This window comes from Sphaerotilus sp. FB-3 (assembly GCF_023706025.1).
Classification (GTDB): Bacteria; Pseudomonadota; Gammaproteobacteria; order Burkholderiales; family Burkholderiaceae_C; genus Sphaerotilus; species Sphaerotilus sulfidivorans.
This window is the reverse complement of sequence record NZ_BQWE01000006.1, coordinates 225,612-241,507: the sequence shown is the minus strand read 5'-3', so window position 1 is coordinate 241,507 and position 15,896 is coordinate 225,612. Positions and strand designations below refer to the sequence as shown.

The window sequence follows — 15,896 nt, the reverse complement described above, 5'->3', positions numbered from 1 at the left end:
CTTCGCTCAGCGCCCGCCCTGCGCGATCACGCCGCAGGCGATGCGTGCGCCCGAGTTCCCGGTCGGCTGCGTCTTGTAGTCGTCCGGGCCGACATGCACGATCACGCCCTTGCCCATCAGGCTGGTCGGGCCGTCCTTCAGCGTGACGCCGCTCAGGTGGAAGGTGACATCGGCCTGGCCGTTGGCATCCGCCTTCAGGCTGGGCATGTCGCCGGCGTGGTGGTCGCCGTCCTGCGGGCCGTGCGGCTTGCCCGTGGGATTGAAGTGGCCGCCGGTGCTCATGCCGTCGCCGCTGGAGCAGTCGCCCTTCTCGTGCACATGGAAGCCGTGCTCGCCGTTCGGCTTCAGGCCGCTCACCTTGGCGTGCACCATCACATGGTCGCCGTGCTCATGGAACATCACCATGCCGCTGACGGCGTTGCCACGGGTGGCCTCGAGCTTGGCCATGGCCATTGGCCCCTTGTGCATGTCGTGCATGCCGCCGTGGTGAGCATGGCCACCGCGGCCCATCATGCCGGCGCAGCCGCCCAGAGCAAGGGCGGCTGCAGCGGTGGCGATCAGCTTGGGAAGGTGGGAAAGCGTCATTCGGAGTCTCCAGGCAGGTTGAGGATCTTTCATCCTAAGCCCTGCCTGGAGGCTGCGCATCCCCGTGAGATCAACGCCCGGACTTCAGCTTCGCGAAGGCGGCGGCCATCGCGTTCTGCGAGGCCGGCGCGGGCGCCCCCCGGCCGCCCTGCCCGCCACGCTGCGGCTGCTCGCCCCGCGCGGCCGGACGGAAGCGGTTGTCCGCGTCCCGCTCGGCGCCGCCGCCCTTCTGGGCCGGCGCGTCGAGCTTCATCGTCAGCGAGATGCGCTTGCGCGCCACGTCGACCTCGAGCACGCGTACCTTGACGATGTCGCCGGTGCGCACCACCTCGCGTGCGTCGCTGACGAACTTGTTGGAGAGCTGGCTGACATGCACCAGCCCGTCCTGGTGCACGCCCAGGTCGACGAAGGCGCCGAACTGCGCGACGTTGCTGACCGTGCCCTCGAGCACCATGCCTTCCTTCAGGTCCTTGATGTCCTCGACGCCGTCGTTGAAGCGTGCGACCTTGAAGTCCGGCCGCGGATCGCGCCCGGGCTTGTCCAGCTCGGCCAAGATGTCGCGCACCGTGATCGCGCCGAACTTCTCGTCGGCGAAGGCCTCGGGCTTGAGGCTTTTCAGCACGTCGCTGCGGCCCATCAGCTCGCCGATCGGGCGGTTGACCGCCTTGAGCATCTTCTCGACCACCGGGTAGGTCTCGGGGTGCACGCCGGTGATGTCGAGCGGGTTGTCGCCGTCGCGGATGCGCAGGAAGCCGGCGGCCTGCTCGAAGGTCTTCGGCCCCAGGCCGGTGACATCGAGCAGCTGGCGGCGGTTGCGGAAGGCGCCGTTGGCATCGCGCCAGCGCACCACGCTGGCCGCCACCGACGCGCTCAGGCCAGACACCCGCGACAAGAGCGGCGCCGACGCGGTGTTGAGATCCACGCCGACCGAGTTCACGCAGTCCTCGACCACCGCATCGAGCGTGCGGGCCAGCTCGCCCTGGTTGACATCGTGCTGGTACTGTCCGACACCAATGCTCTTCGGGTCGATCTTGACCAGCTCGGCCAGCGGATCCTGCAGCCGCCGCGCGATCGACACCGCGCCGCGCAGGCTGACATCCAGATCGGGCAGCTCCTTCGACGCGAATTCCGACGCCGAGTAGACCGAGGCGCCGGCCTCCGACACCACCACCTTCTCGATCGCGCGCTCAGGCGCGAGCTGCTGCAGGCGCTTGATCAGGTCGCCGGCCAGCCGGTCGGTCTCGCGGCTGGCGGTGCCGTTGCCGATGGCGATCAGGTTCACGCCGTGCGCGGCGCAGAGCTTCGCCAGCGTGTGCAGCGAGCCTTCCCAGTCGCGGCGCGGCTCGTGCGGGTAGACGGTCGAGGTGTCGAGCACGCGGCCGGTGTCGCTGACCACCGCGACCTTCACGCCGGTGCGGATGCCCGGATCCAGCCCCATCACCACCCGCTTGCCGGCCGGCGCGGCCAGCAGCAGATCGCGCAGGTTCTCGCCGAAGACCTTGATCGCGGTCGCCTCGGCCGTCTCGCGCAGCCGGGTGAACAGGTCGCGCTCCAGGCTCAGACTGAGCTTGACCTTCCAGGTCCAGGCGATCGTCTTGCGGATCAGGTCGTCGCCGGGGCGCTTCGCATGGCTCCAGCCCAGGTGCACCGCGATGCGCCCTTCGGCGATCGTCGGCTGGCCCGGCACGACCTCCTCGTCGACGACGAGCTTGACGTCGAGCAGATCCAGCGTGCGGCCACGGAACACCGCCAGCGCGCGGTGCGAGGGCACCCGGCCGATCGGTTCGTCGTAGTCGAAGTAGTCGCGGAACTTGGCGGTGTCGGGGTGGTTGGCGTCCTTGCCGTCGAGCAGCTTCGAGCGCAGCAGGCCCTCGCCCCACAGCCACTCGCGCAGCAGGCCGACCAGCGCGGCGTCCTCGGCCCAGCGCTCGCTCAGGATGTCGCGCACGCCGTCAAGGACAGCCAGCGCGTCGGCGAAGCCCGCCTCGGCGTTGATGAAGGCGGCGGCCTCCAGCTTCGGGTCCAGCGTCGGGTCGGCGAACAGCCTGTCCGCCAGCGGCTCCAGGCCGGCCTCGCGGGCGATCATGCCCTTGGTGCGACGCTTGGGCTTGTAGGGCAGGTAGAGGTCTTCCAGCTCCTGCTTGGTCGGCGCAGCCAGCACGGCGGCGCGCAGTTCGGGCGTGAGCTTGCCCTGCTCGTCGATGCTCTTGAGGATCGCGTCGCGACGCGTCTCCAGCTCGCGCAGATAGGCGAGGCGGCTTTCCAGCTCGCGCAGCTGGATGTCATCCAGGCCGCCGGTGGCTTCCTTGCGGTAGCGGGCGATGAAGGGGACGGTGGCGCCGCCGTCGAGCAGCTCGATGGCCGTCTGCACCTGGGCCGGGCGAACCTGCAGTTCCGCGGCGATCTGCTGGAGGATCTTCTGGGCGTGTTCCAAACCGGGGGGACGCCGCAAGGGCGTGGCAGTTGCGGGAGGCGGCGGAGTTTGCCACAGCGGGCGCCAACGTCGCGGCACTCGCGCCCTGCAAGCCCGGCCAGCCCTTCACGGTTTCTTCGCGCCCGGCATCTGGTTGATGTTCATGCGCTGGTTCGTGCCCGGCAGCTCCATGTCGCCGGGCTTCCATCCGGCCGGACAGGCGCCCTTGAAACGCTGTGTGATCGTGGTGCTGGACTGGGCCTGGCCCATCAGCGGCGGATCGTAGCGGGCATCCACGGTCATTCGGATCTCGCTGCCAAAGTCGCCGGTGACGGTGCTGCGGCTGGTGATCGTGGTCTTGCCCAGGGTGCAGACCGACTCGCCCGCCCAGCCGCTGCCCTGGCGCTGCGTCACGTTCTTCGAGCAGTTGCCGTCCATCACGCCCTGCCCGGCCTTCTGCAGCCGCGCGTCGGTCTGCGCGTCGATGCACTGGCGGCTGGTCATCACCGGCTCCTGGTCAGACTTGATCTGGATTTCCCAGAAACCCGGCTTGCGCACGGGCAGGTCCTGGGCGCCCGCAGGCAGAACCGCAGCCAGGGCGAGAAGCCCGGCCAGGCCCTCCCTCAAAGGCAACAGGCCGAAACGCTGAATCGTGAGCACGGACATGGTCGACTCCGGTCGGCAAGGGAACAGGGCACCAGCCTAGCACCGTGAGCCGAGCCCCGGCAGCGCCGGAAGTCATCCGTTCAGCCGTTCAGCGTGGGCCCTCGCCTTCGCGAGGGTGACGACTCTCAGCCGGGTGACAGCGCTCAACCGGGTGAGGGCTCGCCATCTTTCAACGCCTGCCGCAATCGCTCGCCGACCTCCGGGCGTTCGGCGAAGGGGTCGCTCGGGTTGCGGCCCTGGACGATGTCCTCGGCGCGGGTAGCGACGATGCCGACCGCCTGCGGGTGGCTGTAGATGTAGAACTGCCCGGCCAGCACCGCGTCGATGACCTTGCCCGCCACGTCGGCCGCGCTGACCTTGCCGGCGGTGACGGCCTTGGCCGCCATCGCCTGGCCGACGAGCTGGCTGCGGGTGGGCGCGGCGGCGGGCAGCGCGTCGGGGCGCACCCGCTCGCTCTGGTGGATGCCGGTCGGCACGAAGTACGGGCACAGCACGCTCGCCGCCACCTGCGTCGTCACCAGCCGCAGGTCCTGGAAGAGCGTCTCCGACAGGCTCACCACCGCGTGCTTGCTGACGTTGTAGGCGCCCATGTTGGGCATGTTGACCAGCCCGGCCATCGAGGCGGTGTTGACCACATGGCCTTCCCAGTCCGGGTCGGCCGCGGCGGCGGCCAGCATCATCGGCACGAACACCCGCACGCCGTGCGCCACGCCCATCAGGTTGACGCCGATCGTCCAGTCCCAGTCGGCGCGGCTGTGCTCCCAGATCAGGCCGCCGATGCCGATGCCGGCGTTGTTGAACACCAGATGCGGCGCACCGAAGCGTTCCAGTGTGGCAGCGCCCAGCGCCTCGACCTGATCGGCCTTGGACACGTCGAGCCGAAACGCCAGCACTTCCGCGCCGCTCGCCTGCCCGAGTGCGGCGACCTCGGCCGCGGCGCGGTCGAGCGCGTCCTGCTGCACGTCGGCCATGACGATCTTCATGCCCAGGCCGGCGCACCGCCGCGCCAGCTCCAGCCCGAAACCGGAGGCGGCGCCGGTCAGCACCGCGGTCCTGCCCTGCAAGGTCTTCATGACAGGCCTCCCGACTCAGACCAGCTTCACCAGCTGCTTGCCGAAGTTGCGGCCCTTGAGCAGGCCGATGAAGGCCTCGGGCGCGTGCTCCAGCCCCTGGGCGATGCTCTCGCGGTATTTCAGCCTGCCGGTGGCGACGCCCGCGCCCAGTTCCCTGAGCGCCTCCGGCCAGACCGCCATGTGCTCGCTGACGATGAAGCCCTCGATCTTCATGCGGTTCACCAGGATCAGCGCCGGATTGGCCATCGGCAGCGGCTGGCCGTCGTAGCCGGCGATCATTCCGCACATCGCCACCCGGCTGAAGGCATTGGCACGCAGCATCACCGCGTCCAGGATCAGACCGCCGACATTCTCGAAATGGCCGTCGATGCCCGCCGGGCAGGCCGCCTTCAGCGCCGCCGACATCGACTTCAGGTCCGGATGCCGGCGGTAGTCGATGCAGGCGTCGAAGCCGAGTTCGTCGACCACATGGGCGCATTTTTCCGCTCCGCCGGCCAGGCCGACCACCCGGCAGCCGCGCGCCTTGGCCAGCTGGCCCACCGCCGAGCCGACCGCGCCGCTGGCCGCCGACACGGTGATCGTCTGCCCGGGCTGCGGGTCGATGATCTTGACCAGCCCGTACCAGGCCGTGACCCCCGGCATGCCGACCGCGCCCAGGTAGGCCGACAGCGGCACCTGGCGGGTGTCGACCTTCTGCAGCACGCCGCGCTGCGTGGCGTCGACCAGCGCGTGTTCCTGCCAGCCGCCCATGCCCACGACCGCGTCGCCGACGGCGAAATGCGGATTGCGCGACGCGATCACCTCGCCGGCGGTGCCGCCGATCATCACCTCGTCCAGCGGCTGCGGCTGCGCGTAGCTGCGGCTGTCGTTCATGCGACCGCGCATGTAGGGGTCGAGGCTCAGGAAATGGTGGCGCACCAGCACCTGGCCGTCGGCCAGCTCGTCGGGGCCGGGCAGCGCCGTCTCGACCAGGCGGAAGTTGTCGACGCCGGCCTCGCCCTGCGGGCGCGAGGCGAGCACGATCTGGCGGTTCATCAAGGGCATGGGAGACTGCCTTTCTGCAGCGGGAGGGCCGGCCGATAATGGCCGGGTCGAAGGAGAGCCTGATGGGATACGCAGCGCGCCAGCCGGTCATGACCGGCGACGAATACCTGGTCTGGGAGGCCGGGCAGACCGACCGTCACGAACTCGTCGACGGCGAGGTCTACGCGATGGCCGGCGCCGAGGCAGGGCATGTCACGACAGCAGGCAACCTCTACATGGCCTTGCGCCAGCACCTGCGCGGCACGCCCTGCATGACCTTCATCAGCGACATGAAGCTGCATGTCGCGGCGCGCGACAGCTATTTCTATCCGGACGTGTTCGTCACCTGCGCCGAGGCCGATCGCGCCAGCCGGCTCGTCATGCGCGAGCCGGTGCTGGTCATCGAGGTGCTGTCGCCGGGCACCGCCGCCTTCGACCGCGGCGACAAGTTCGCCCACTACCGCCAGATCGCGTCGCTGCAGGAGATCGCGCTGGTGGACATCGGCAGCCGGCGCTGCGACGTCTACCGCCGGCACGGCGAGGGCGAAGGTCTGTGGCTGCTGCATCCGTTCGAGGCGGGCGAAGGGGTGACGTTCGCGAGCGTGGACCTGCGGCTCAGCGCGGCCGATCTGTTCGCGGATGTGGATCCTGAGCCTGCGCCTCGTCCTCGCCCGGCCGGTTCAGCGCCTTGATCGCCCGCCCGCCGTGGCCGGCAGGCAGGCGCTTGACGTACTTGAAGGTGCCGGTGGCGTGCGCGCACAGCTCGCCGTGGCCGCCGTAGACGTGGCCTTCGGTGAAGGCCATCGTCGCGGAGCGGTGCAGCAGCCGGCCGACCGCGCGCAGCCGACCTTCGCCGGGGCGGAAGAAGCTGGTCTTCATCTCGATCGTCACCGCGCCGCTGTCGGGCACGCTGCTGCGCGCGGCGTGCGCCATGACCACGTCGAGCAGCGTCATCGAGACGCCGCCGTGCGCGACCATGAAGGAGTTCAGCAGCTCCGGGCGCAGCTCGAGGTGGATCTCGGCCTGGCCGTCGGCGAAGCGGACCAGCTCGAAGCCGAGGTGGTCGACGAAGGGGATGGGGACGGGGAATTGCATCGGGGCGGGCGGGTGGATTCCCGCTTTCGCGGGAATGACGGATGGGGCACGGGCGGTGCCCGTCACGCAGCGGACGGGAATCAGCCGCCGTGGACGGCGCTGACGCCGCCGTCGACCGCCAGGATCTGGCCGGTGATGTGCTTGCCGGCCGCGCTGGCGAACAGGACGGCGGCGCCCTTGAGGTCGTCATCATCGCCGAGGCGGCGCAGCGGCGCCTTCTCGGCCAGCGCGTCCTCGCCCAGGCGCGCCAGCGTGCCGCGCGTCATCCGGCTCGGGAAGAAGCCCGGCGCCAGCGCGTTGACCGTGATGCCGTGGCGGCCCCACTCGCCGGCCAGCGCGCGGGTGAAGTTGATCACCGCGCCCTTGCTGGTGTTGTAGGCCAGCGTGGTCATCGCCGGGCCGTTGCCCGACAGGCCGGCAATCGACGCGACATTGACGATGCGGCCCGCGCCGCGCGGGATCATGCAGCGCTTGCCGACCGCCTGGCTGATCAGGAAGACCGCGCGCACGTTCAGGTCCATCACCTTGTCCCAGGCCTCGAGCGGATGGTCCTCGGCCGGCGCGCCCCAGGTGGCGCCGGCGTTGTTGACCAGGATGTCGATGTCGCCCAGGCGCTCGCAGGTCTCGTCGACGATCCGCGCGACGCCCTCGGGCGTGCTGGCGTCGGCAGCGACCCAGCGCGCGTCGATGCCGCGCTCGCGCAGCGCACCGGCGGCGGCCTCCAGCTCGTCGGCCTTGCGCGCGGTCAGCATGACCCTGGCGCCGGCGTCGCCGAGCGCCTCGGCGATCTGCAGGCCCAGGCCGCGCGAGCCGCCGGTGACCAGCGCGATGCGGCCCGTCAGGTCGAAGAGCTGATTGATCGGTGTTCCCATCAGAACCACTCCTCCTGCATCGTCAGGCAGGTGTTGTCACGGTCACGGACCACCGCGAGCCAGGCGTCGATGCGCGGCAGCTCGTGGCGGAAGAAGAAGCGGCAGGCGGCGTGGCGCCCCTGCCCCGCGGCGCTGTCGCGGTCGCTGGCCAGCGCCACCTCCAGCCACATCCACGCGATCACCACATGGCCGAAGGCCTGCAGGTAGGGCACCGCGTTGGCCAGTGCCTCCTCCGGCACGCCGGTGGCCCAGGCCGCCTTGGTGGCCGCGCCGAGCTGCTGCAGCGCCTGCGCCAGCCGCGACGCGAAGGGCTGCAGCAGCGCGTCGGGCAGCGCGCGCTCGATCGTCGCGTTGACCGCACGCGCCAGCGCCATCAGCCCGGCGCCGCCGTCCATCGTCACCTTGCGGCCGAGCAGGTCCAGCGCCTGGATGCCGTGCGTGCCCTCGTGGATCATGTTCAGGCGGTTGTCGCGCCAGTGCTGCTCGACAGGATAGTCGCGGGTGTAGCCGTAGCCGCCGTGAACCTGGATCGCCAGGCTGTTGGCCTCCAGGCACCACTCGCTCGGCCAGCTCTTGGCGATCGGGGTGAGCATCTCCAGCAGCAGCGCGGCGTCCTTCGCGGCCTGCGCGTCGCCGGTGTGCTGCTCGTCGACCAGGCGGGCGCAGTACAGCGCCAGGGCCAGGCCGCCCTCGACATAGCTCTTCTGCGCCAGCAGCATGCGGCGCACGTCGGCGTGGCGGATGATCGGCACCTGCGGCTGGCGGGCGTCCTTGCCGGCCGGACCGATCGGGCGGCCCTGCGGACGGCCGCGCGCGTAGTCGAGGCTGGCCTCGTAGCCGGCCGCGCCCAGCATCACCGCGCCGAGGCCGACCGCGATGCGCGCCTCGTTCATCATGTGGAACATGCCCTTCAGGCCCTCGCCGGGCGCGCCGACGCGGTAGCCGATCGCGCCTGAGGCGCCGCGCACCGGATATCGGCCCTCGCCGAAGTTCAGCAGCGTGTTCGGAATGCCGCGGTAGCCGAGCTTGTGGTTCAGGCCGGCCAGCGCCACGTCGTTGCGCTCGCCGGTCAGCGCGCCCTCCTCGTCCACCAGCCACTTCGGCACGATGAACAGCGAGATGCCGCGCACGCCCGGCACCAGCCGGCCGTCCGGGCCGGGAATCTTCGCCAGCACCAGATGGACGATGTTCTCGGCCAGCTCGTGATCGCCGTTGCTGATCCACATCTTGTGGCCGCGCAGGCGGTAGCGGGGGCCGAGCGGGTCGCCGTCGGCGCCCTCGCCGTCCGGCTCGGCGCGGGTGGCGATGTCGGAGAGGCTGGAGCCGGCCTGCGGCTCGCTCAGGCACATCGTGCCGAAGAATCGGCCGGCGAATTCCTGGTGCGCGAAGACGCGCTGCTGCGTCGGCGTGCCGTGCGCCATCAGCAGGTTCGCATTGCCGGAGGTCAGCATGTGCCCGCCCAGGCCGACGCCCGCCTTGGCGAAGAAGCTGTTGGCGGCCATCTCGACGACGCAGGGCAGCTGCAGGCCGCCCAGCGCGGCGTCCTGCGCCGCGGCCAGCATGCCGGACTCGACATAGGCGCGGCTGGCCGCGTGCGTCGAGGCGGGCAGGATGACCTTCTCGCCGTCGAAGCGCGGCTCCTCCAGGTCGGCGGTGCGGTTGGCCGGCGCGAACTTCTCGCGGGCGATGCGCTCGCAGGTGTCGAGCACCGCGGCGAAGGTCTCGCGGCTGTGGTCGGCGAAGCGGGCGCGCGCGGTCAGCGATTCGACGCGCAGCCAGTCGTGGAGCAGGAAGTCGAGGGTGGCGCGCATGGGGCGAACCTCAGAGCACTTCGAACACGCCCGCCGCGCCCATGCCGCCGCCGATGCACATCGTCACGCAGACATACTTGGCGGCGCGGCGCCGGCCTTCGATCAGCGCGTGGCCGACCAGGCGCTGGCCGCTCATGCCGTAGGGGTGGCCGAGCGCGATGGCGCCGCCGTTGACATTGAGCCGCTCCATCGGGATGCCGAGCCGGTCGGCGCAGTACAGCACCTGCACCGCGAAGGCCTCGTTCAGCTCCCACAGGTCGATGTCGTCGACCGTGAGCCCCAGGCGCGCGAGCACCTTCGGCACCGCGAACACCGGCCCGATGCCCATCTCGTCGGGCTCGCAGCCGGCGACCGCGAAGCCGAGGAAGCGCCCCAGCGGCTTGAGGCCGTGGCGCTCGGCGTAGCGCTCGTCCACCACCACGCAGGCGCCGGCGCCGTCGCTGAACTGGCTGGCGTTGCCGGCCGAGACCACGCCGCCGGGCTGCGCGGTGCGGATCGAGGCGACCGCCTCGACCGTCGTGCCCTCGCGCAGGCCCTCGTCGACGCTGACGGTGAGCTGCTGCGTGCGCAGGCCCAGCACCTTGTCGGCCACGCCGGCGGTCACGGTGATCGGCGCGATCTCCTCGGCGAAGCGCCCGGCCGCCTGCGCCGCGCAGGCCTTCTGCTGGCTCTCGGCGCCGAACTGGTCCATGCGCTCCTTCGGGATGCCGTAGCGCTTCGCGACGTTCTCGGCGGTCTGCAGCATCGGCCAGTAGATCTCCGGCTTGTGCTGCTTCAGCCAGGAGTCGACGAACATGTGCTGGTTCATCTCCTGCTGCACGCAGGAAATGCTCTCGACGCCGCCGGCGACCTGCACCTCGCCCTCGCCGGCGATGATGCGCTGCGCGGCCAGCGCGATCGTCTGCAGGCCGCTGGAGCAGAAGCGGTTGACCGTCAGGCCCGAGACGCTCACCGGCAGGCCGGCGCGCAGCACGATCTGGCGGGCGATGTTCCAGCCGGTGGCGCCCTCGGGGTTGGCGCAGCCCATCAGCACATCCTCGACCGCGCCGGGCTCGATGCCGGCGCGGCGCACGGCCTCGGCCACGACATGGCCGCCGAGCGTGGCGCCGTGGGTCATGTTGAACGATCCCTTCCAGCTCTTGGCCAGCGGGGTGCGCGCGGTGGAAACGATGACAGCGGTGGTCATGGGGCGAACTCCGTCGTATTCTGGTTCAGGCCGGGTTGAAGGTCTTGCCCTCGGCGACCAGGCGCGCCAGCAGCGGCGCCGGCTGCCAGAACGCCGCGTCGTCGTGCGGGTTGCGGGCGAAGCGTTTCATGTCCTCGACGACGTTGAAGAGGCCCTGCGTGTCGGCGTAGCACATCGGGCCGCCGCGGTGCAGCGGGAAGCCGTAGCCGGTCAGGTAGACCATGTCGATGTCGCTGGCCTTGGCCGCGATGCCTTCCTCGAGCAGCCGCGCCGCCTCGTTGACCAGCGAATACACCAGCCGGTGCACGATCTCCTCGTCGCTGATCCGGCGCGGCGTGATGCCGAGCGCGGCGCGGTGGTCGGCGATCATCTGCTCGACCACCGGGCTCGGGATCGCGTCGCGCCGGCCGGGCGGGTAGTCATGCCAGCCCGCGCCGGTCTTCTGGCCGAAGCGGCCCATCTCGCACAGCAGGTCGGCGGTGCGGCTGTAGCGCAGGTCCGGCTTCTCGAGGTAGCGGCGCTTGCGGATGTACCAGCCGATGTCGTTGCCGGCCAGGTCGCCCATGCGGAACGGGCCCATCGCGAAGCCGAACTTCTCGATCGCGCGGTCGACCTGGGTCGGCGTGCAGCCCTCTTCCAGCAGGAAGCCGGCCTGGCGGCTGTACTGCTCGATCATGCGGTTGCCGATGAAGCCGTCGCACACGCCGGAGACGACGCAGGTCTTCCTTATCTTCTTGCCCAGCGCCATCACGGTGGCCAGCACATCCCTGGCCGTCTCGGCGCCGCGCACGACTTCCAGCAGCTTCATCACGTTGGCGGGGCTGAAGAAATGCGTGCCGATCACGTCCTGCGAGCGCCGGGTGAAGGAGGCGATGCGGTTCACGTCCAGCGTCGAGGTGTTGGTCGCCAGGATCGCGCCGGGCTTCATCACCGCGTCGAGCTGCTCGAAGACCGCCTGCTTGACCGCCATGTCCTCGAAGACCGCCTCGATCGCCATGTCGGCGTCGCCGATGTCGGCATAGCTCAGCGTGGTCGACAGCAGCGCCATGCGCTGCTCGTACCTGTCCTGTTTCAGCTTGCCCTTCCTGACCTGGGCCTCGTAGTTCCTGCGGATGGTGGCCACGCCGCGCTCGAGCGCCTCCTGCTTCATCTCCAGCATCACCACCGGGATGCCGGCGTTCAGGAAGTTCATCGCGATGCCGCCGCCCATCGTGCCGGCGCCGATGACCGCGACCCGGTCGACCGGGCGCAGCGGCGTGTCCTCGGGCACGTCGGCGATCTTGCTGGCGGCACGCTCGGCGAAGAAGGCATGGCGCAGCGCCTTGCACTCGGGCGTCCACATCAGGCCCAGGAAGGTCTCGCGCTCGAAGCGCATGCCCTCGTCGAAGGAGGCCTTGACCGACTTCTCGACGCAGTCGACGCACTTGACCGGCGCCGGAAAGTGCCGCGCCATCGCCCGCGCGGTGTTGCGCGCGAACTGGAAGTAGGCGTCGGCCTCCGGGTGGGCGGCCTTCAGGTCGCGCACCCGCGGCAGCGGACGCACGTCGGCGATCTCCTCGGCGAAGGCCACCGCGCCGGCGATCAGCTCGCCCTCGATCAGGCGGTCGATCAGGCGCTGGCCCGGCACCTGCGCGAGCTGCTCGCTCCTGACCGGCTCGCCCGAGACGATCATGTTCAGCGCCGTCTCGACGCCGAGGGCGCGCGGCAGCCGCTGCGTGCCGCCGGCGCCCGGCACCAGGCCGATCTTGACCTCCGGCAGCGCGATGCTGGCGCCCGGCGCGGCCACGCGGTAGTGGCAGCCCAGCGACAGCTCCAGGCCGCCGCCCATGCAGGTGCCGTGGATCGCGGCCACCACCGGCTTGGTCGCACGCTCGACCAGCAGGATCAGGCTGAGCAGATTGGGCTCGGCCACCGCCCTGGGCGAGCCGAACTCCTTGATGTCGGCTCCGCCCGAGAACACCCGGCCGGCGCCGGCGATGACCATCGCGGCGATCTGCGGATCGGCCTCGGCGGCGTGCACCTGCGCGGCCAGCGCGCGGCGGGTCTCCAGGCCCAGGCCGTTGACCGGCGGGTTGTCGAGCGTGATGACGGCAACGCGGCCGTGGCGTGCGAGGGAGGCGGTCATGGAAGCAATCTCCATCCAGTCCAGGGGCTGAGAGCAGGGGCTGAGAACCAGTCTAGGAGGCCCGATCCCGCACTTCGTGTCCGATTCGGGACAATCCGAGGGAATGCCCGGGCACGGGACTTCATGTCTTGCAGCCACGCCCAAACAGAAGCCAGAAGCCCCGCAGTGCGGGGCTTCTCGGGGCTTCTTGTGGGAACCAGCCGGATCACACCTCCAGCCACTCCCGCCTCACCCCCGCATTGGCGCGCAGCTCCGCCGGCGTGCCCTCGAAGACGATGCAGCCGTGGCCCATCAGCAGGCAGCGCTGCGAGACTTCCAGCGCGATGGTGAGCTTCTGCTCGACCAGCAGCACCGCGATGCCGCGGCGCTGCAGTTCGCGCAGGTAGTCGGCCACCAGTTCGACGATCTTGGGCGCCAGGCCCTCGGTGGGCTCGTCGATCATGATCAGGTCGGGGTCGCCCATCAGCGTGCGGCACAGCGTCAGCATCTGCTGCTCGCCGCCGGAGAGCACGCCGGCCTCGGTGTGCTGGCGCTCCTTCAGCCGCGGGAACATCGCGTACATGTCGTCGAGCTGCCAGCGCGCGCCGGGCGTGCCGCCGGCCTTCTTCTGGCCGAGCAGCAGGTTCTGATGCACGGTGAGCCGGGGGAAGATGTCGCGGCTCTCGGGCACGTAGCCCAGGCCGTGGTGCGCGATCTGGTGCGCCTTCAGCCCGAGCAGCTCGCGGCCGCCCCAGCGCACCGAGCCGCTGCCCTCGACCAGGCCCATGACGGCCTTGACGGTGGTGGAGCGCCCCGAGCCGTTGCGCCCGAGCAGCGCGACGATCTCGCCGGGCGCGATGCGCATCGTCACGCCGTGCAGGACGTGGCTCTTGCCGTAGTAGGCGTGGAGGTTGTCGATTTCCAGCATGGTGAAGACGCTCAGTGGCCCTGGGCGAGCACGGAGCCGAGGTAGGCTTCCTGCACCCGCGGGTCGGCGCGCACGCGCTCGGGCGTGTCGAAGGCGATGACCTCGCCGTAGACCAGCACCGCGATGCGGTCGGCCAGGCCGAAGACCACGCCCATGTCGTGCTCGACGGTCAGCAGCGTGCGGCCTTCGGTGACCTCGCGGATCAGGCCGATGAAGCGGGTGGTCTCGCTGCGGCTCATGCCGGCGGTCGGCTCGTCGAGCAGGATCACGCGCGCGCCGCCGGCGATCGTCAGGCCGATCTCGAGCGCGCGCTGCTCGGCGTAGGTCAGGTTCATCGCCAGCACGTCGCGGCGGCGGTCCAGATGCAGCCGTTCGAGCAGCGCCTCGGCGCGGGCGTTGGTCTCGTCCAGATCGGCGAGGAATTTCCAGAAGGCGTAGCGGTGGCCCTCGCTCCAGAGCATCGCGCAGCGCAGGTTCTCGAACACGCTCAGCTTCGGGAACAGATTGCTGACCTGGAAGCTGCGCGCCAGGCCGCGCCGGTTGATCTCGTGCGGCGTGCGGCCGTCGATGCGCTCGCCGAACAGGCGGATCTGCCCGGCCGAGGGCGCCAGCCGGCCGCTGATCAGGTTGAACAGCGTCGACTTGCCGGCGCCGTTGGGGCCGATGATGGCCACCCGCTCGCCGGCACGCACCTGCAGGCTGGCGCCCCGGATGATCTCGGTGCGGCCGAAGGACTTGCGCACCGCGTCAAGCTCGACGGCCAGGTTCATGGTCACGGGCTTCATCACAGGCTCTCCCGGCGCTTGATTTCCTTCTCGATCGCTTCCTGCGTCTCGTCCCATTCGCGGCTGAACTGGCGCCGCGCCAGCTCGAACAGGCCGGCGCCGGTCAGCAGCAGCAGCAGCGCACCGATCCAGGCGTCGGGGCTGCGCACATCGAGCGTGGCGCCCAGGAAGCGCATCCGGTCGCCCAGCGCGGCATCGAGCTGGCGGTGGTAGACCATTTCCACCATCGCGCCCAGACCGGCCAGCGCCGCCAGCGCGGTGCCGGCCAGACCGAGCCAGGCGCACCACAGCGTGCGCAGCCGCCCGAAGGCCGCCACCCGCAGGTTCATCATGATCAGGCTGGCCAGCCCGCCGGGCGCGTACACCACCATGAACAGGAAGACCAGGCCCAGGTAGAGCAGCCAGGCCATCGTCAGCTCCGACAGCAGCACCAGCGCGATCACCATCAGGATGGCGCCCAGGATCGGCCCGAAGAAGAAGATCGCGCCGCCCAGGAAGACGAACAGCAGATAGGCGCCCGAGCGGTGCGCGCTGACCACCTCGGCGGTGACGATCTCGAAGTTCAGCGCCGCCAGACCGCCGCCGATGCCGGCGAAGAAGCCGGCGATGGTGAAGGCGATCCAGCGGATGCGGCTGGCGCTGTAGCCGATGAACTCGACCCGCTCGGCGTTGTCGCGCACCGCGTTGAGCATGCGCCCCAGCGGTGTGCGGGTGAAGGCGAACATCAGCGCGGTGCAGACGAAGCAGTAGAGCGCGATCAGGTAGTAGACCTGGATCTGCGGCCCGAAGGTGATGCCCAGCACCGGCGGACCGACGACGCGGTTCGACGAGATGCCGCCCTCGCCGCCGAAGAACTCCGGCAGCATCAGCGACATCGACCAGACCAGCTCGCCCACGCCCAGCGTGATCATCGCGAAGGTGGTGCCCGACTTGCGGGTGCTCACATGCCCGAGCAGCAGCGCGAACAGCCCGCCACCCAGGCCGCCCACCAGCGGCACCAGGCTGACCGGCAGCGCCAGGGTGCCGGCGCCGACCTGGTTGAGGGTGTGGATCGCCAGATAGGCGCCCAGGCCGCTGTAGACCGCATGGCCGAAGCTGAGCATGCCGCCCTGGCCGAGCAGCAGGTTGTAGGACAGGCAGACGATGATCGCGATGCCCATCTGCGACAGCATCGTCAGCGCGAAGCTGCTGCGCCATAGCAGCGGCGCCAGCACCAGCAGCAGCGCGAATCCCCCCCAGACCAGCCAGCGCCCGACGTTCCAGGGCTGGAAGCGGTAGCTGCGCCGGCGCGTGGCGGGCGTCTTCTTCTGCGTCGTCGTCGTTGTCATCGGCATGGCCTCGGAGCGGGCGGAGGT

14 protein-coding genes are annotated in these 15,896 nt (G+C 70.3%); 1 reads left to right on the top strand and 13 read right to left on the bottom strand.

Annotated features, from left to right (window positions below):
- Positions 1-6: 6 nt before the first annotated feature.
- The 5 genes from NFT33_RS02595 to NFT33_RS02575 all read right to left on the bottom strand — a co-directional run bounded on the left by NFT33_RS02595 (position 7) and on the right by NFT33_RS02575 (position 5,781).
- Positions 7-585, bottom strand: coding sequence for a superoxide dismutase family protein (locus NFT33_RS02595; RefSeq protein WP_251672942.1), 579 nt, complete (start codon positions 583-585; stop codon positions 7-9).
- Between the two features lie 70 nt (positions 586-655).
- The gene (locus NFT33_RS02590) at positions 656-3,019 is read right to left on the bottom strand and encodes a Tex family protein (protein WP_309296101.1); all 2,364 of its coding nucleotides are present in this window, start codon (positions 3,017-3,019) and stop codon (positions 656-658) included.
- Positions 3,020-3,124: 105 nt separating this feature from the next.
- On the bottom strand, positions 3,125-3,664 hold the full coding sequence (locus tag NFT33_RS02585; RefSeq protein ID WP_251672938.1) for a DUF3617 domain-containing protein: 540 nt from the start codon (positions 3,662-3,664) through the stop codon (positions 3,125-3,127).
- A 143-nt stretch (positions 3,665-3,807) separates the two neighbouring features.
- On the bottom strand, positions 3,808-4,737 hold the full coding sequence (locus NFT33_RS02580) for an SDR family oxidoreductase (protein WP_251672936.1): 930 nt from the start codon (positions 4,735-4,737) through the stop codon (positions 3,808-3,810).
- A 15-nt stretch (positions 4,738-4,752) separates the two neighbouring features.
- Entirely contained in the window at positions 4,753-5,781 is a 1,029-nt protein-coding gene (locus NFT33_RS02575; protein ID WP_149503612.1) for an NADP-dependent oxidoreductase, read from the bottom strand.
- Positions 5,782-5,843: 62 nt separating this feature from the next.
- Here NFT33_RS02575 and NFT33_RS02570 point away from each other — a divergent pair, with 62 nt between their 5' ends.
- Positions 5,844-6,452, top strand: coding sequence for a Uma2 family endonuclease (locus tag NFT33_RS02570; protein ID WP_220784467.1), 609 nt, complete (start codon positions 5,844-5,846; stop codon positions 6,450-6,452).
- Here NFT33_RS02570 and NFT33_RS02565 read toward each other — a convergent pair.
- From NFT33_RS02565 to NFT33_RS02530, 8 genes are all read right to left on the bottom strand, one after another.
- Positions 6,376-6,855: a PaaI family thioesterase gene (locus NFT33_RS02565; protein ID WP_251672934.1), complete on the bottom strand. Its 480-nt coding sequence runs from the start codon at positions 6,853-6,855 to the stop codon at positions 6,376-6,378. The genes NFT33_RS02570 and NFT33_RS02565 overlap by 77 nt on opposite strands.
- 80 nt (positions 6,856-6,935) lie before the next feature.
- Entirely contained in the window at positions 6,936-7,727 is a 792-nt protein-coding gene (locus NFT33_RS02560; protein ID WP_220784465.1) for an SDR family oxidoreductase, read from the bottom strand.
- The gene (locus NFT33_RS02555; RefSeq protein WP_251672931.1) at positions 7,727-9,538 is read right to left on the bottom strand and encodes an acyl-CoA dehydrogenase; all 1,812 of its coding nucleotides are present in this window, start codon (positions 9,536-9,538) and stop codon (positions 7,727-7,729) included. The genes NFT33_RS02560 and NFT33_RS02555 overlap by 1 nt, the downstream gene beginning before the upstream one ends.
- Before the next feature lie 10 nt (positions 9,539-9,548).
- Positions 9,549-10,724 (bottom strand): acetyl-CoA C-acyltransferase, encoded by a 1,176-nt coding sequence (locus NFT33_RS02550; protein ID WP_251672929.1) that lies wholly within the window; start codon positions 10,722-10,724, stop codon positions 9,549-9,551.
- A 25-nt stretch (positions 10,725-10,749) separates the two neighbouring features.
- The gene (locus NFT33_RS02545; RefSeq protein WP_251672927.1) at positions 10,750-12,849 is read right to left on the bottom strand and encodes a 3-hydroxyacyl-CoA dehydrogenase NAD-binding domain-containing protein; all 2,100 of its coding nucleotides are present in this window, start codon (positions 12,847-12,849) and stop codon (positions 10,750-10,752) included.
- A 205-nt stretch (positions 12,850-13,054) separates the two neighbouring features.
- Positions 13,055-13,756 (bottom strand): ABC transporter ATP-binding protein, encoded by a 702-nt coding sequence (locus NFT33_RS02540; RefSeq protein ID WP_076459038.1) that lies wholly within the window; start codon positions 13,754-13,756, stop codon positions 13,055-13,057.
- Positions 13,757-13,767: 11 nt separating this feature from the next.
- A complete protein-coding gene (locus NFT33_RS02535; RefSeq protein WP_246606930.1) occupies positions 13,768-14,541 on the bottom strand; it encodes an ABC transporter ATP-binding protein in 774 nt (257 codons plus the stop codon).
- Entirely contained in the window at positions 14,541-15,869 is a 1,329-nt protein-coding gene (locus NFT33_RS02530; RefSeq protein WP_251673052.1) for a branched-chain amino acid ABC transporter permease, read from the bottom strand. Before NFT33_RS02530 ends, NFT33_RS02535 begins: the two co-directional genes overlap by 1 nt.
- Between the last annotated feature and the right edge of the window lie 27 nt (positions 15,870-15,896).

What these genes read in the sequence shown, in the direction of transcription:
- NFT33_RS02585 (WP_251672938.1), bottom strand. Translation starts at nt 3,664, where the DNA reads ATGTCCGTGCTCACGATTCAGCGTTTCGGCCTGTTGCCTTTGAGGGAG.
- NFT33_RS02570 (WP_220784467.1), top strand. Translation starts at nt 5,844, where the DNA reads ATGGGATACGCAGCGCGCCAGCCGGTCATGACCGGCGACGAATACCTG.
- NFT33_RS02545 (WP_251672927.1), bottom strand. Translation starts at nt 12,849, where the DNA reads ATGACCGCCTCCCTCGCACGCCACGGCCGCGTTGCCGTCATCACGCTC.
- NFT33_RS02560 (WP_220784465.1), bottom strand. Translation starts at nt 7,727, where the DNA reads ATGGGAACACCGATCAATCAGCTCTTCGACCTGACGGGCCGCATCGCG.
- NFT33_RS02540 (WP_076459038.1), bottom strand. Translation starts at nt 13,756, where the DNA reads ATGCTGGAAATCGACAACCTCCACGCCTACTACGGCAAGAGCCACGTC.
- NFT33_RS02580 (WP_251672936.1), bottom strand. Translation starts at nt 4,737, where the DNA reads ATGAAGACCTTGCAGGGCAGGACCGCGGTGCTGACCGGCGCCGCCTCC.
- NFT33_RS02595 (WP_251672942.1), bottom strand. Translation starts at nt 585, where the DNA reads ATGACGCTTTCCCACCTTCCCAAGCTGATCGCCACCGCTGCAGCCGCC.
- NFT33_RS02535 (WP_246606930.1), bottom strand. Translation starts at nt 14,541, where the DNA reads ATGAAGCCCGTGACCATGAACCTGGCCGTCGAGCTTGACGCGGTGCGC.
- NFT33_RS02530 (WP_251673052.1), bottom strand. Translation starts at nt 15,869, where the DNA reads ATGACAACGACGACGACGCAGAAGAAGACGCCCGCCACGCGCCGGCGC.
- NFT33_RS02575 (WP_149503612.1), bottom strand. Translation starts at nt 5,781, where the DNA reads ATGCCCTTGATGAACCGCCAGATCGTGCTCGCCTCGCGCCCGCAGGGC.
- NFT33_RS02555 (WP_251672931.1), bottom strand. Translation starts at nt 9,538, where the DNA reads ATGCGCGCCACCCTCGACTTCCTGCTCCACGACTGGCTGCGCGTCGAA.
- NFT33_RS02550 (WP_251672929.1), bottom strand. Translation starts at nt 10,724, where the DNA reads ATGACCACCGCTGTCATCGTTTCCACCGCGCGCACCCCGCTGGCCAAG.
- NFT33_RS02565 (WP_251672934.1), bottom strand. Translation starts at nt 6,855, where the DNA reads ATGCAATTCCCCGTCCCCATCCCCTTCGTCGACCACCTCGGCTTCGAG.